Source organism: Pseudonocardia sp. OZ21 (assembly GCF_059359135.1).
Genome location: NZ_JCADBN010000005.1, coordinates 325,352 through 339,548, shown reverse-complemented (window position 1 = coordinate 339,548; position 14,197 = coordinate 325,352). Strand labels below are relative to the sequence as shown.

Genomic DNA, 14,197 nt, shown 5'->3' with positions numbered 1-14,197 from the left:
ACGGGGTGACGCCGGGCGGAGGTGCGAGCATCGTGCCGGACGGGACGGCGAGCAGCGTGCCCGTGACCAGAGCGAGAATCCCGACGGGCGTCCAGCGGACAGGTGAACGGCGGGGCCTCGTCGTCACGATTCGTTTCCTCTGTCCCCGATCACGTAGCCCGATCGTGCCCGCGTCGGCACCCTCGCGCCAGACCTGTCGCCGCAACCGTGAGACATGTCGGCAATCCGTCACCAGCGCGACAGCGCAGGTTCGGCAAGGGCACGATGGCGGCATGGTCTTCACCGACGCGCGCGAAACCGCCCGGATGCTGCGGGAGAAGGAGGTGTCCGCCCGCGAGGTGCTGGCCGCGCACCTTGCGCAGATCGAGCGGTGCAACCCGGAGATCAACGCGGTCGTGACGCTCGTCGCCGATCGGGCGGCGGACGAGGCGGCCGCCGCCGACGAGCGGCTGGCCCACGGCGAGGAGGTCGGGCCGCTGCACGGCCTGCCCGTGGCGCACAAGGACGTCCACGACACGGCCGGGATCCGCACCACGTTCGGCTCGCCGTTGCTGGCCGACAACGTTCCCGAGCGCGACGCGCTGGTCGTGGAGCGCATGCGGGCCGCGGGCGTGATCACGATCGGCAAGACCAACGTGCCGGAGTTCGCGGCGGGCAGCCACACGATCAACCCCGTCTTCGGGGCGACGCGCAACCCCTACGACCTCGGCCGGTCGGCCGGTGGGAGCAGCGGGGGAGCCGCGGCCGCACTCGCCTGCGGCATGCTGCCGATCGCGGACGGGAGCGACATGGGCGGGTCGCTCCGCAACCCCGCGTCGTTCTGCAACGTGGTGGGCCTGCGCCCCACGCTGGGCCGGGTGCCGACGTGGCCGAGCGCGGCGCCGTGGTCGAGCATCTCGGCCACCGGACCGATGGCCCGCACGGTCTCCGACGTCGCACTCCTGCTCGGTGTGCTTTCCGGACCCGATCCCCGCGACCCGTCCGCTCTCGACACCCCCGGGTCGCAGTTCGCCGCCGAGCCGGCCACCGACGTCCGCGGACTGCGTGTCGCACTGGCCCCCGACCTCGGTGGGGCGGTGCCGGTCGCCCCGGAGGTCCGGGCGGTGATCGAACGAACCGGGGCCGTCTTCGAAGAGCTGGGGTGCGTGGTCGAACCCGCCTGCCCCGATCTCACCGGCGCCGACGAGGCCTTCCGGACGTTGCGGGCGTGGCAGTTCGACACCACCTTCTCGGCGCTTCTCGACGAGCATCCCGACGCGTTCAAGGCGTCGCTGCGCGACAACATCCTCGCCGGTCGGACGCTCACCGGGCGCGACGTCGCCCGCGCCTTGGCCCTGCAGGCCGCTGCGCAGGAGCGCGTGCGGGAGTTCTTCGGCCGGTACGACGCGCTCCTCGCCCCGGTGAGCCAGGTGCCGCCGTTCCCGGTCGAGTGGGAGTACCCGACCGAGGTGGCCGGGGTGCCGATGCGCGACTACGTCGAGTGGATGGCCTCGGCCTACCTGATCTCCGTCACGGGCAGCCCGGCGCTGTCGGTGCCGGCGGGGTTCACGCCGGACGGCCTGCCGGTGGGCGTGCAGATCATCGGGCCGCGCCGCGGTGAGAACGGGCTGCTGCGGATCGGCCGTGCGTTCGAGCAGGCCACCGGCCACGGGCTCGTCCGCCCCGCCGTCGCCGCACCGCGGTGATCCGCGGATGCGCCACGCCTCGGGTGCGGCGGTCTCAGCCGTTCCGTCCCGAGCCGGCCACCAGCTGCCTGCGCACCGCGTGCGCAGCCGCCCGCTGCTCGTCGCGCTCGGCGGCGAGGCTCTCCTGGCTGCGCTCGGGGCACCAGTGCATCCGGCCCGCCGCCAGCGTGCAGGTGGGCCGGTGCAGCACGCCGATGTCCTCGGTGGGGTCGCCGGGGACCGCGACCACATCGGCGGCCAGTCCGGTGTCGAGCCGGCCGGTCACCGCACCGAGCCCGCACGCCATGGCCGCACGGTGCGTCGCCGCCCCGATGACCTCGCGGGCGGACATGCCCGCGTCGGCCAGCACGTCGAGCCCGTCGGCGTAGTTCTCGAACGGGACGAGGCCGATGCCTGCGTCGGTGCCCGCGACCAGCTCGATGCCCGCCTCCCGCATCGCCCGCAGGTTCGCGATCAGCGCCTCCCGCTCGTCCCACGGGCAGAAGTAGGGGTCGGGCAGGCACGCGGTGTTCATCGTGGGGCAGACGACGATCCCGCGCTCCGCGATCCGCCGGGCGATGTCCGGGTCGAACCGGGAGCCGTCCTCGGTGACCCAGCCGCAGTGCTCGATCATGTCGACCCCGGCTTCCACGGCGCGGCGGATGCCCTCCACCCCGAGCGCGTGCGTGGTGACCGGCATGCCGAGCCGATGCGCCTCCTCGACGCAGGCCCGCAGCTCCTCGACGGTGTAGCGGGCGTGCCACGGGCGGCTGCCCGCGGTCATGAACCCGCCGGTGGACATGATCTTGACGACGTCGGTGCGCTGCTTGGCCCGGATCCGGACCTCCCGCACCACCTCGAGTGCGCCGTCGGCCTCCCCGCCCATCGCCCACGCGTGCCCGCCGGTGACGGTGATCGGCGCGTTGGCCACCTGCAGCCGCGGGCCGGGGACGAGGCCGTCGCGCACCGCGTCGCGGATCGTCGCGGCCACGGCGCCGCGGCAGCCGAGGTCGCGGGCGGTGGTGACACCGGCGTCCAGCAGCCGGCGGGCGCTGTTGACCATCCGGCACGCCAGCTCGGCGTCGGTGGCGGTCAGCTCGCTGACCGTGGAGGTCACGCTGCCGTCCATCGCCAGGTGGACGTGGCAGTCGACCAGGCCGGGCAGCAACGTGCGGTCACCGAGTTCGACCAGCCGGACGTCCGACGGGGCCTCGCGGGAGACCCGGGCCCACGGGCCGGCCGCGGCGATGCGCCCGGCCACGGCCAGCACCGCGCCGTCCGCGATCACGGGTCCGTCCGCGTCGGGCAGCAGTCGGTCCGCGCGCAGGAGGACGGGTGCCGGCTCCCGGGAAAGCTCGTTCATCCAGCTCCTCCCGCCAGGACATCGAGCCAGGACGTTACGGTCGGATTCAACTTAGGTCAACGGTGTTCAATCGTATTGACATCTGGAGATCAAGGTTGCAGTCTTCACGACCATTACCAGGGGGCGTACCGCCGCACGTGACCGAGGGAGACCACCGTGTCCAGGACGCCACCCACGAGGCCGACGCCCCTCCTCCGCCTGGTGCAACCACGAGCGCGCCGCCGCTGGTACCGCCTCCTGCTGGTGGTGCCGTTCCTGTGGTGCATCGCCGCGGCGCCCTGGGCGGGGCACGTGCCCTATGCGTTCGGACATGTGCCGTTCCTGCTGGTGTGGATGGTGGCGGGCGTGCTGGTCGGCAGTGCCGCGATCGGCGTCGTCTACCTGATGGACCGTCGCCTCGGCCACCTGAACGACGCGGCCTAGGCGGCCATGACCTACTTCATCGCGCTGCTGGTCGGCGTCGGGTCGATCGTGGTGGGGGCTGTGCTCGCGGCCCGCGGCAAGCGGCTCGACATCGCGGAGTGGGCGGTCGGTGGCCGCAACTTCGGCAGCTTCCTGTTCTGGTTCATCCTGGCGGGCGAGACCTTCACGACCTTCGCGCTGCTCGGGGCGTCCCAGAGCGTGTACGTCGACGGTGCGGCCGGCTACTACGTGCTGGGCACCGTGGTGCTCACCTCGGCGATCGGCTACTGGGTCGTGCCGAAGATCTGGCGGGCAGGCAAGACCCACGGCCTGATGACCGAAGGCGACTACTTCACCGCCCGCTTCGACGCGCCCTGGCTGGGCGCGGTGCTGGCGTTGTTCGGCATCGTCGGGCTGCTGCTCTACTCCGAGGTGCAGCTGACCGGTCTCTCGCTGGTGCTCCAGACGCTCTTCGGCCAGGGCATCCCCGGCACCTGGTACGTGGTGATCGCCGGGCTCGCCGTCGTCGTGTTCATCTTCACCGGCGGCATGCGCAGCGCCGCGTTCGGCGCCGTGGTCAAGGACATCCTGCTGCTGGTGGTTCTCCTCGCCATAGCGTTCAGCGCCGCCCGGGCGGCGGGTGTCAACGGCTGGGGCGGGATCTTCGACGCCGTGGCCCGCGAGCACCCGGACGCTGCGACGTTGCCGGGGATGACGTCGGGCACGGCGAGCAACGACTGGTGGTGGATGAGCTTCCTGCTGCTCACCCCGATCGGGGCCTTCGTCCTGCCGCACTCGTTCCAGGTCTCCTACAGCGCCAGGGACGTGGCCACGGTCCGCCGGAACCAGGTCATCCAGCCGCTGTACTCGCTGTTCTACGTGCTGATCATCGTGATCGCGCTGGCCGCGTTGCTGGCGGAGCCCGGGCTGAAGGGATCGCAGGCCAACGGCTCGCTCCTGGTCTTCGTCCGGGATCATTCCCCTCCCTGGCTGGTCGGCCTCCTCGCCGGGGCGGGCATCCTGGTGGCGCTGGTGCCCACCGCGGTGCTGCTGCTGACGTGTAGCACCCTGTTCACCCGCAACGTGTACGCGATGGTCCGGCGCGGGGCGAGCGACCGGGAGCAGCTGCGGGTGGGCCGGATCGGCGTCGTCGTGCTCGCCGCCATCGCCGTCGGCGTCACCACCACGCAGAACACCGCGCTGGTCAACATCATGGTGAACGTCTACAACGCGATCGGGCAGCTCGCCCCGGCCCTGTTCCTCTCGCTGCTCTGGCGGCGGGTCACGGCGGTCGGCGCGCTGTGCGGCGTGGTGGTCGGCACGGCAGGCATCGTGCTCCCACCGCTCAGCTCCGCCCTGCTGGCGCTGTGCCCGGACGGCACCGTGGTGGGGCTGCCCGCCCTCGTCCTCAACGTCGTCGTGACGGTGCTCGTGAGCCTGGTGACGCGGCCACCCGATGAGGCGGCGATCGCGGTCGGCATGCCGCACGTGAGAGTGGCCGCGATGCGGGCGGACGGAGTAGCGCTGCGAGGATGACGCCGTGGTAGGCACCAGGATCCGTGCGCTGCGCACCGCGCGCGGCATCACCGTCACCGAACTCGCGCGCCGGGCCGAGGTGTCCACCGCGCTGATCAGCCAGGTCGAGCGCGAGCTCGCCGACCCCAGCCTCGTGACCGTCCGCAAGATCGCCCGCGCGCTCGACGTCCCGCTGTTCAGCCTCTTCGAGGAGTCCGAACCCGAGGACGTCGCCGTGGTACGGCGCGACGGCCGGATGCAGGTGCAGTCCCCGGGCGGCATCGCCTACTCCCGCATCTCACCGGGACGGGGCCGCCTCGAGATGATGCAGGGTGTGCTCTCACCCGGAGGCGCGTCGGCGGCGGAACCGTGGTCGCACCCCAGCGAGGAGTGCGCGCTCGTCACCGCGGGCAGGCTGGTGGTCGAGGTGGCAGGCACCGAGTACGCGCTCGACGTGGGCGACAGCTGCTACTTCGACTCCCGCCTCCCGCACCGCTACGTCAACCCCCACCGCGAGCCGGCCGAGTTCGTCGTCTCGATCACCCCACCCGGCTACTGACTCCGGTCAGTCGTCGAGGTCGTCGGAGTCGTCGCGGGCGAGGAAGCTCGCCAGCCGTTCCACCGCGTCCTCGAACGCCGGGTTCTGGTCGACGAAGGCGCGGAGCCGGTCGGCCAGCCACTCGACGCTGACCTGCTCCTCGCCTCGGCGCTCGGTGAGCTCCTCGATGCCGCGGTCGGTGAAATACACGCAGACAGGTTAGACGGTGCGAGCCGCACCCGGGCGCCCCGGTGAGGGCGCCGGTGTGCGGCTCGCGCCGATCCCGATGAGTTACCGGTCGCCGAGCGCGGTGTCGATCAGCGCCTTCTGCTCGACCTCGTGCACCTTGGACGAACCCGGCGCGGGAGCCGCCATCCGCCGCCGCGACACCCGCTGGAACCCGACGAGCCGGGGCAGCATCTCCGGCAGCACCAGCCCGAAGAACGGCCAGGCGCCCTGGTTGGCCGGCTCCTCCTGCACCCAGCGGATGTCCTCCGCGTTGGGGTAGCGCTCGAGCACGGCGGCGAGCTGGCGGTCCGGCACCGGGTAGAGCTGCTCGATGCGCACGATCGCGGTGTCGTCGATCTCCCGCTTGTCACGGGCGGCCGCGAGCTCGTAGTAGATCTTGCCGCTGCACAGGAGCAGCTTGCGGACGCCGGAGGCGGGACCGTCGGTCTCCCGGAAGCGCGGGTCGTCGATCACCGAGCGGAACCGGCCGCCCGTGAAGTCGGACACCGGGCTCACGACGGCCCGGTTGCGCAGCATCGACTTCGGAGTGAAGACGATCAGCGGGCGGCGCACCCCGTCCATCGCGTGCCGGCGCAGCAGGTGGAAGTAGTTGGCGGGCTCCGACGGGAGCGCCACCGTCATCGACCCCTCCGCACACAGCTGCAGGAACCGCTCGATGCGGCCCGAGGAGTGGTCCGGACCCTGGCCCTCCAGACCGTGCGGCAGCAGCATCACGATGTCGGCCGTCTGGCCCCACTTCGCCTCACCGGACGAGATGAACTCGTCGATGATCGACTGGGCGCCGTTGACGAAGTCGCCGAACTGCGCCTCCCACGCCACGAAGGCGTTGGGGTTGGCCACCGAGTAGCCGTACTCGAAACCGACGGCCGCGAACTCCGACAGCGCCGAGTCGTAGGGCAGGAACCGCTCCTGGTCCTCAGCGAGGTTGCGCAGCGGGTAGTACTCCTCGCCCGTCTTGCGGTCGATCACCACGGAGTGCCGCTGCACGAACGTGCCGCGGCGGGTGTCCTGGCCCGACAACCGGATGAGCTTGCCGTCCATCGCGAGCGAGCCCAGCGCGATCAGCTCGCCGAACGCCCAGTCGATCCCGCCCTCACGCGACATCTGGTAGCGCCGCTGCAGCACCGGCTTGACCCGCTGGTGCACGGTGAACCCCTCGGGGAGTTCGTTGTGCGCGTCGCCGAGGCGGTGCACCACCTCCAGCGACACCGAGGTGTCGAGGTCGGTGGGCACCGACTGCTCCTGCTCGACCGACGGGCTGGGCGTCGCCGGCGTCTTCTCCAGCTCCCGGACCTCGTTGAAGACGTGCTCGAGCTGGTTGGAGAAGTCGCGCAGCGCGTGCTCGGCCTCCTCCATCGAGATGTCGCCGCGCCCGATCAGCGACTCCGTGTAGATCTTGCGGACGCTGCGCTTGGCGTCGATCACGTCGTACATCGCCGGCTGCGTCATCGAGGGGTCGTCACCCTCGTTGTGGCCGCGCCTGCGGTAGCAGATCATGTCGATCACGACGTCGTTGTTCCACCGCGCGCGGTACTCGACCGCGAGCTTGGCCACCCAGACACAGGCCTCGGGGTCGTCGCCGTTCACGTGGAAGACGGGAGCGTCGATCATCTTGGCCACGTCGGTGGAGTACTGCGAGGAGCGCGCGTGCTCCGGCGCGGTGGTGAAACCGACCTGGTTGTTGACCACGACGTGCACGGTGCCGCCGGTGCGGTAGCCGCGCAGCTTCGCCAGGTTCAGCGTCTCGGCCACCACGCCCTGGCCGGCGAACGCGGCGTCGCCGTGCATCATCAGCGGCAGGACGCTGAAGCCGCCCTCGCCCTTGTCGAGCAGGTCCTGCTTGGCCCGGACGATGCCCTCCAGCACCGGGTCGACGGCCTCGAGGTGCGACGGGTTGGACGCCAGCGAGACGACCGTCTCGCCGTCGCCGAACATCCGGAAGTACTTGCCCTCGGCGCCCAGGTGGTACTTCACATCGCCCGAGCCGTGGGCCTGGCCGGGGTCGAGGTTGCCCTCGAACTCGCGGAAGATCTGGCTGATCGGCTTGCCGACGATGTTGGCCAGCACGTTGAGCCGGCCACGGTGGGGCATACCGATGACCACCTCGTCGAGCTCGTGCTCGGCGGCCTTGTCCAGCACGGCGTCCAGCAGCGGGATGACGGTCTCGCCGCCCTCCAGGGAGAACCGCTTCTGCCCGACGTACTTGGTCTGCAGGAACGTCTCGAACGCCTCGGCCGCGTTGAGCTTGCTCAGCACGTACTTCTGCTCGGCCGGGTTGGGCTTCTGGTGCGGAACCTCGATGCGTTCCTGCAGCCAGGTGCGCTGCTCGGGGTCGGCGATGTGCATGTACTCGGTGCCGATGGTGCGGCAGTACGAGTCGCGCAGCAGGCCGAGCACGTCGCGCAGCTTCATCCGCTCCTTGCCGCCGAAACCGCCGACGGCGAACTCGCGGTCGAGGTCCCACAGCGTGAGGCCGTGCGAGAGCACGTCGAGGTCGGGGTGGCGGCGCTGGCGGTAGTTCAGCGGGTCGGTGTCGGCCATCAGGTGGCCGCGCGTGCGGTAGGCGTCGATCAGCTCGATGACGCGGGCGGTCTTGTCGACGGCGCCGTCGGGGATGTCCTGCACCCAGCGGATCGGCTCGTAGGGCACCCGCAGGGAGCGGAAGATCCCGTCGTAGAAGCCCTCCTCGCCGAGCAGCAGGGCGTGGACGCGGCGCAGGAAGTCGCCGGACTCGGCGCCCTGGATGATGCGGTGGTCGTACGTGGAGGTCAGCGTGATGATCTTGCTGATGCCGATCTCGGCGAGCCGTTCCTCGCTGGCGCCCTGGAACTCCGCCGGGTACTCCATGGCCCCGACGCCGATGATCGCGCCCTGGCCCGTCATGAGCCGCGGCACCGAGTGGTTGGTGCCGAGCGTGCCGGGGTTGGTGAGGCTGATCGTGGTGCCGGCGAAGTCCTCCGACTGCAGGTTGCCGCCGCGCGCCTTGCGCACGATGTCCTCGTAGGCCGACCAGAACTGGGCGAAGTTCATCGCCTCGCAGCCCTTGATCGAGACGACGACGAGCGAGCGCTGGCCGTTCTTACCCGCGAGGTCGATCGCGAGCCCGAGGTTGACGTGGTCGGGCTGGACGACGGTGGGCTTGCCGTCCTCCTCCACGAAGTGCCGGTTCATCACCGGGAAGTCGGCCAGCGCCTTGACCACCGCGTACCCGATGAGGTGGGTGAAGGAGATCTTGCCGCCGCGCGTGCGCGTGAGCTGGTTGTTGATCACGACGCGGTTGTCGGCGAGCAGCTTCGCCGGCACCGCCCGCACGCTCGTGGCGGTGGGCACCGCCAGCGAGGCGTTCATGTTCTTGACGACGGCCCCGGCGGCGCCGCGCAGCGCCGTGGAGCTGCCCCCGCCGCTCGTCGGGCTGGGCTTCGCGGCCTGGGAGGTGCTGCCGGCGGCGGGCTTGTCGGAGGCCGTGGTGGTGGCCGAGCCCGTGGCGGGGGTCTTCTCCCCGGCGACACGGCCGCCCTTCACGGCGGCCCCGCCCTTTGTAGCGGCCCCGTCCTTTACAGCGGCCCCGTCCTTTACAGCGGCCCCGTCCTTTACAGCAGCAGAGCCCTTCGCCGTGGCCGAGCCGTTGGTGGACCCGGAGCCGGGTCCGTCGGAGGCCGCGGGCGGCGGCGTCATCGCCTTGCGGTCGCCGACGCGGCGGCGCTCACTGGGCTCGGCAGGCTCCGCCGCGGGGGTGGGTGCCGGCGCGGCGGCGGTACCCGGTCGGTCGGCGGTGGGGGTCGGGGTGCCGTTGCTGCTGGAAGCGCTGTTCTCGTCGGTGGGACGGTAGTCCGCGAAGAACTCGTGCCACGCTGGGTCTACGGAGTCCGGGTCGTCGAGGAAGCGCTGGTACATCTCCTCGACGAGCCATTCATTGGGACCGAACTGGCCTGCTGCATTCGAGGTACTACTGCTGGACACGCTGAAGACCGCCTTGATCGGATCGCATCGTCTCGCCGAGGACTGCACCCCAGGTTAGTCCTCCCGGATGAGGAGGGGGTACCGCGCGCCGGGGGAGGCGTAGCATGCTTGGCCGCCGCCACCTGATCAGGTGCGGGGACGGTCACCCGGCGCGTCCACCACGGCCGTACGCACCGCGGTGGTGCTGATGACGGTTCCCTCCGGCAGCCCACAGCGCGAGTCCGTGCGGAGGGTGTCGCGTTCCCCGGCGAACTGGCCGTCGGCCGGATCGATCAGCAGTTCGGTACGGGTGCGACCAGCGTCGTGGACGATGGCGAGGCACGCGTGGCCGTCCACATTGAGCACGCGGTCCTGCACCGACACTCCCGGCAGCCCGGTGAGGGCGCGGTAGAACGTCGCTCGCAGCTGACCCGGCACCAGCGCCGTGCGCAATGCCGTGACGGCCGCGGCGAACGGGCCGAACCAGCTGCCGGGGTTGTCCTCCAGCAGGCGCGCGAGCAGCCCGGCCGAGTCGGTGGGCAACCCCTGGATGAACTGCGCGGTGGGATGCTGCCAGCTGCCCCGTCGTGGGGTGACCGGACCGCAGAAGCCGTCGAACTCCGTGCTGCCGTCGGTGCGGAACTCGCCGTACGGGGCCCGGAACCGGCCGACCGGGGCCACGTCCCGCAGGTCGAAGCCGTCGTCGGCAGCCTCCTGCGCTGAACCCGTCAACCAGGTCTGCGCACCCGTCAGCTCCCGCTCCAGCACCCACTCACGCTCGGGCCGGGCGGGCACCCACTGCCGGAGCCGGTGCTCGGTGAGGTGCTGGTGCGGGCCGAAGGTCCCCAGCCACCACGCGTGAGTCTCGACGTACCGGTACTGGTCGGGCGCCATCGGTCGGTCGGACACGGCGATGGCTAGGTCGAGCAACGCACGCTCCTGCGGTCGTGGAGTGGGTTCGACACAGAGTGTGGCTTGGTGACCGTCCGTCAATCGCGGCGGCCCCCCTCACTCAGGCGATCCACTCCTTGACCTGCGCGAGCAGCTTCAGCGGGTCGCTACCGACCGGGTTCACGTGCATATGCGTCACGCCTGCCTCCCGCAAGGCCTCGATGCGCTCCCGCACGTGCGACGGGGGGCCGATGAGCGTGGCCTTGTCGATGAAGTCGGCAGGCAGCGCCGCGGCCGCCTCCTCCTTGCGGCCGTCCAGGTAGAGGTCCTGGACGAGCGTCGCCTCGTCGCCGAAGCCCTGGCGGCGGAACACGGTGTTGTAGAAGTTGCGGCCACGCGCGCCCATCCCGCCGATGTAGAGGGCGAACATGCCCCTGGCCAGCTGCCGCGCCGGCTCGAACATCTCCTCCTCGAGCGCGAGGATCCCGCCGCCGGTGATCTGCAGCGGGCCGAGCTCGGGAGCCCGCTTGGCGGCCCCCGCGTCCAACGCAGGCCCGAAGACCTCGCGCAGCTTCTCCGGCATCAGCACGGTCGGCAGCCAGCCGTTGGCGAGCTCGGCCGTCATCTCGACGTTCTTGTCACCGAGCGACGCCACCCAGATCGGGATGTCGGCCCGGCGCGGGTGGTTGATCAGCTTGAGCGGCTTGCCCAGCCCGGTGCCCTGGCCTTCGGGCAGCGGGATCGGGTACAGGCCGTCGTTGGTGACCGGCTCGCGTCGCCACACCTTCCGGCAGATCTCGATGATCTCGCGGGTACGGGCGACGGGCTTGTCGTAGGGGACGCCGTGGAACCCCTCGATCACCTGCGGACCGGACGCGCCGAGGCCCAGGATCGCGCGCCCGCCGGACAGCGCGTCGAGGCCGGCCGCTGTCATCGCCGTCAGGGTGGGGGTGCGGCTGTAGATCGGGAGGATGCCGGAGCCGATCTGTACCCGCTCGGTCTTCGCGGCCAGGTAGCCCATCAGCGACACCGCGTCGAAGCTGTACGCCTCGGCCACCCACACGACGTCCAGACCGGCCTGCTCCATCGCGACCACCGCGTCCGCGTTGCGGACCGGATCATCGCCGTACTGGAGTTGCGTCGAGAGCAGCATATGGACAGCCAACACAGGGGTTACTGGTCAGTCAAGTAAGCCGGTCCGATCACTGGTGCCGACCGGCCCCCCATTGCAGCAAAGCCACGTTCATGCAAGCACGTTGCCGCAACGTGGCTTTGCTGCAATACAGGGGGCGGTCCCGTCACCTCCGCCAGAAGAGGTGGTGGGTCACGCCGCTCGGGCTGGGCACGACATCGAGGTGGAACTGGTCGCGCAGCTCATCGGGCGACTCCCAGAGGCGCGACCCGGATCCGAGCTTCATCGGCGAGACCGCCACGTGCAGGGTGTCGACGAGGCCGGCGTCGACGAACTGCCGGATGGTGGTGGCCCCGCCGCCGAGCCGGACGTCCTTGCCCTGCGCAGCGTTCCGCGCCCGCTCGAGGACCGATGCGGGGTCGCTGTCGACGAAGTGGAACGTCGTGTCGGAGAGGGTGAACGACGGACGCTCGTGGTGGGTCAGCACGAACACCGGGGTGCGGAACGGGGGCTCGTCGCCCCACCAGCCGCGCCAGCTGTGGTCGAGCCAGGGGCCCCGCTGCGGGCTGAACTTGTTGCGGCCCATGATCTCGGCGCCGATGTTGCGCTCGTAGTCCCGCGTGAGGTAGTCGTCCAGGCCGCGGCTCCCGCCGGGCTCGGTGCGCATGGGCCAGCTCGCCGTGGCGCCGCACCAGGCGAACATGTCGCCGGGGTCGGCGTGCCCGAACGGTCTCTCGAGGCTCTGGTGTTCGCCGGCCCCGTACCCGTCGCTCGACACGTTGAAGTTCTGCACTCTGAGCAGCTGACTCACGCAATTCCTCCTGCAACTTCGGCGCCCTCGTCCGGCGCCGTCAGGAGAGAGTCGGAGTCGGCTCGCCCGTCTCGACATCACCACGAACAGAATTCGTCGGCGCGGCTCGGTGGTCGATCCACCGACGCCCACCCGGACCTCGCGGTCGCGGCCGGCCCGGGGGGTGGCAGCTGATCAACTGGCCGCCCTGTCGGGGCCAGGTTCTGTGGGCATGCTCCTGGCCCAGGCCGGGCCCACTGAGGATCGGTTCGAGCGGTTGGAACGGATCGGGGCCTGGGAGAAGGTCATCGCCTGGGCGCAGGCGCGGCAGTTCGCGGAGATCAGCCAGTTCGTCGCCGCGGCCGAGGCTGCTCCTGCTGCGGGTCTGAACACAGCGCAGGCGGTCACCCATGATCACCGACCGCAGGTCATGACCCATACAGGACACGCCCTAGTTGGGGTCAGTGGCGCAGGTGCTCGTCGAAGAACTCGATGGTGCGGTCCCAGGCCACCCGCGCCGAGGTCTCGTCGTACATCGACGGGGCGTCCCAGTTGGAGAAGGCGTGCCCGGCGTCGTAGCGGTGCACGGTGGCGTTGGGGCGTCCGGCCATGGCCTGCTCGACGGCGTCGATGTCCTCGGCGGGGATGTAGGGGTCGCGCTCGCCGTAGTGGAAGAGGATCGGGCACTCGATCTGCTCCGCCAGCCCGAGCATGCCCGTGATGCCGGAGCCGTAGTAGGAGACCGCGGCGTCCGGGCCCTGCCCGTCCACCCGGGAGGTGGCGGCGAAGAGGTAGGCGAGCGTGCCGCCGAGGCAGAAGCCCACACCGCCGACCTTGCCGTCACAGGCGGGCATCCGCCGCATGTGGGCGAGCGTGGCGGTGATGTCGGAGCCCGCGAGCTGGAAGTCGAGCTGTTGGACACGCTCGAAGCCCTCGGCCATGCCGGACTCGTCCTTGCGCTCGAACCTGGGCTCGATCCGCCAGAACATGTCGGGCGCGAGCACCAGGTAGCCGGCGGCGGCGAGCCGCTCTGCGAGCCCGCGGATGTTGTCGTTGACGCCGAAGATCTCCTGGAAGATCAGCACCCCGGGTGCGGGGCCGGTCTCCGGGACGGCGCAGAACGCGTCGAAGACACCGCCGTCGGCGGCAGTGATCTTCTCGTAGTGGGAGCTGACCATGGCCTGCAGCGTAACTACGCTGCTGTCGTGAGTTTTCGTGTCGTCCCGGCCGCGTATGTCCTGCCCCTCCGGCGCGTCGGCGAGACCGACGAGGTGCTCCTGCAGCTGAGATGCGGCACGGGCTACCGGGACGGCTACTGGGCGGCGGCCGCCGCCGGTCACGTCGAGGCCGGGGAGTCGGTGTACGCCGCGGCGTGTCGCGAGGCCGAGGAGGAGCTGGGCATCGGCATCGTCCCCGCCGACCTCGTCCCACTCACGGTGATGCACCGCACCCAGGGCAACGGCCGGGCGATCGACGAGCGTGTCGACTTCTTCTTCTCCTGCCGCACCTGGACGGGTGAACCCCGGCGGGCGGAGCAGACGAAGTCGGCGGACCTGCGCTGGTACAGCTTCGACGACCTGCCGGAGCCGGTGGTGCCGCACGAGCTGTCCGTGCTGGAAGGCCTGCGGAGGGGGGACCTGCCGGCGATCGTCAGCGTCGGCTTCGACCCGGCCGGGATCTCCGGCTCCGGCGTTCCCCGCCGCTGACGCGGCAG

12 protein-coding genes are annotated in these 14,197 nt (G+C 70.9%); 5 read left to right on the top strand and 7 right to left on the bottom strand.

The annotated features are described in order from the left end of the window. The first annotated feature begins 272 nt into the window (after positions 1-272). Positions 273-1,685: an amidase gene (locus AC5L35_RS14560; RefSeq protein WP_495060151.1), complete on the top strand. Its 1,413-nt coding sequence runs from the start codon at positions 273-275 to the stop codon at positions 1,683-1,685. A 34-nt stretch (positions 1,686-1,719) separates the two neighbouring features. Here AC5L35_RS14560 and AC5L35_RS14555 read toward each other — a convergent pair whose 3' ends face one another. Continuing rightward, positions 1,720-3,027: a metal-dependent hydrolase family protein gene (locus tag AC5L35_RS14555; RefSeq protein WP_495060150.1), complete on the bottom strand. Its 1,308-nt coding sequence runs from the start codon at positions 3,025-3,027 to the stop codon at positions 1,720-1,722. Positions 3,028-3,228: 201 nt separating this feature from the next. Between AC5L35_RS14555 and AC5L35_RS14550 the strand changes: the two genes are divergently transcribed. Genes AC5L35_RS14550 through AC5L35_RS14540 form a run of 3 tightly spaced genes read left to right on the top strand, consistent with a single transcriptional unit; the run spans position 3,229 to position 5,503 of the window. Beyond that, positions 3,229-3,450, top strand: coding sequence for a hypothetical protein (locus AC5L35_RS14550; RefSeq protein WP_495060149.1), 222 nt, complete (start codon positions 3,229-3,231; stop codon positions 3,448-3,450). Positions 3,451-3,456: 6 nt separating this feature from the next. Further along, on the top strand, positions 3,457-4,965 hold the full coding sequence (locus tag AC5L35_RS14545) for a sodium:solute symporter family protein (protein WP_495060148.1): 1,509 nt from the start codon (positions 3,457-3,459) through the stop codon (positions 4,963-4,965). Between the two features lie 4 nt (positions 4,966-4,969). After that, on the top strand, positions 4,970-5,503 hold the full coding sequence (locus tag AC5L35_RS14540; RefSeq protein WP_495060147.1) for a helix-turn-helix domain-containing protein: 534 nt from the start codon (positions 4,970-4,972) through the stop codon (positions 5,501-5,503). Positions 5,504-5,509: 6 nt separating this feature from the next. Here AC5L35_RS14540 and AC5L35_RS14535 read toward each other — a convergent pair whose 3' ends face one another. The 6 genes from AC5L35_RS14535 to AC5L35_RS14510 form a co-directional block, all read right to left on the bottom strand. Next, positions 5,510-5,692: a DUF6104 family protein gene (locus AC5L35_RS14535; protein ID WP_495060146.1), complete on the bottom strand. Its 183-nt coding sequence runs from the start codon at positions 5,690-5,692 to the stop codon at positions 5,510-5,512. An 81-nt stretch (positions 5,693-5,773) separates the two neighbouring features. Beyond that, entirely contained in the window at positions 5,774-9,625 is a 3,852-nt protein-coding gene (locus AC5L35_RS14530) for a multifunctional oxoglutarate decarboxylase/oxoglutarate dehydrogenase thiamine pyrophosphate-binding subunit/dihydrolipoyllysine-residue succinyltransferase subunit (RefSeq protein ID WP_495060389.1), read from the bottom strand. Between the two features lie 192 nt (positions 9,626-9,817). Further along, a complete protein-coding gene (locus AC5L35_RS14525) occupies positions 9,818-10,600 on the bottom strand; it encodes a hypothetical protein (RefSeq protein ID WP_495060145.1) in 783 nt (260 codons plus the stop codon). Between the two features lie 82 nt (positions 10,601-10,682). After that, positions 10,683-11,714: an LLM class F420-dependent oxidoreductase gene (locus AC5L35_RS14520; RefSeq protein ID WP_495060144.1), complete on the bottom strand. Its 1,032-nt coding sequence runs from the start codon at positions 11,712-11,714 to the stop codon at positions 10,683-10,685. 145 nt (positions 11,715-11,859) lie between these two features. Further along, the gene (locus AC5L35_RS14515; protein WP_495060143.1) at positions 11,860-12,504 is read right to left on the bottom strand and encodes a dihydrofolate reductase family protein; all 645 of its coding nucleotides are present in this window, start codon (positions 12,502-12,504) and stop codon (positions 11,860-11,862) included. Positions 12,505-12,944: 440 nt separating this feature from the next. Next, positions 12,945-13,661, bottom strand: coding sequence for a dienelactone hydrolase family protein (locus tag AC5L35_RS14510; RefSeq protein WP_495060142.1), 717 nt, complete (start codon positions 13,659-13,661; stop codon positions 12,945-12,947). 27 nt (positions 13,662-13,688) lie between these two features. On the opposite strand from AC5L35_RS14510, the gene AC5L35_RS14505 reads away from it, so the two are divergent. Beyond that, positions 13,689-14,189 (top strand): NUDIX domain-containing protein, encoded by a 501-nt coding sequence (locus tag AC5L35_RS14505; protein WP_495060141.1) that lies wholly within the window; start codon positions 13,689-13,691, stop codon positions 14,187-14,189. Positions 14,190-14,197: the final 8 nt, after the last annotated feature.

What these genes read in the sequence shown, in the direction of transcription:
- AC5L35_RS14560 (WP_495060151.1), top strand. Translation starts at nt 273, where the DNA reads ATGGTCTTCACCGACGCGCGCGAAACCGCCCGGATGCTGCGGGAGAAG.
- AC5L35_RS14555 (WP_495060150.1), bottom strand. Translation starts at nt 3,027, where the DNA reads ATGAACGAGCTTTCCCGGGAGCCGGCACCCGTCCTCCTGCGCGCGGAC.
- AC5L35_RS14545 (WP_495060148.1), top strand. Translation starts at nt 3,457, where the DNA reads ATGACCTACTTCATCGCGCTGCTGGTCGGCGTCGGGTCGATCGTGGTG.
- AC5L35_RS14530 (WP_495060389.1), bottom strand. Translation starts at nt 9,625, where the DNA reads ATGTACCAGCGCTTCCTCGACGACCCGGACTCCGTAGACCCAGCGTGG.
- AC5L35_RS14520 (WP_495060144.1), bottom strand. Translation starts at nt 11,714, where the DNA reads ATGCTGCTCTCGACGCAACTCCAGTACGGCGATGATCCGGTCCGCAAC.
- AC5L35_RS14510 (WP_495060142.1), bottom strand. Translation starts at nt 13,661, where the DNA reads ATGGTCAGCTCCCACTACGAGAAGATCACTGCCGCCGACGGCGGTGTC.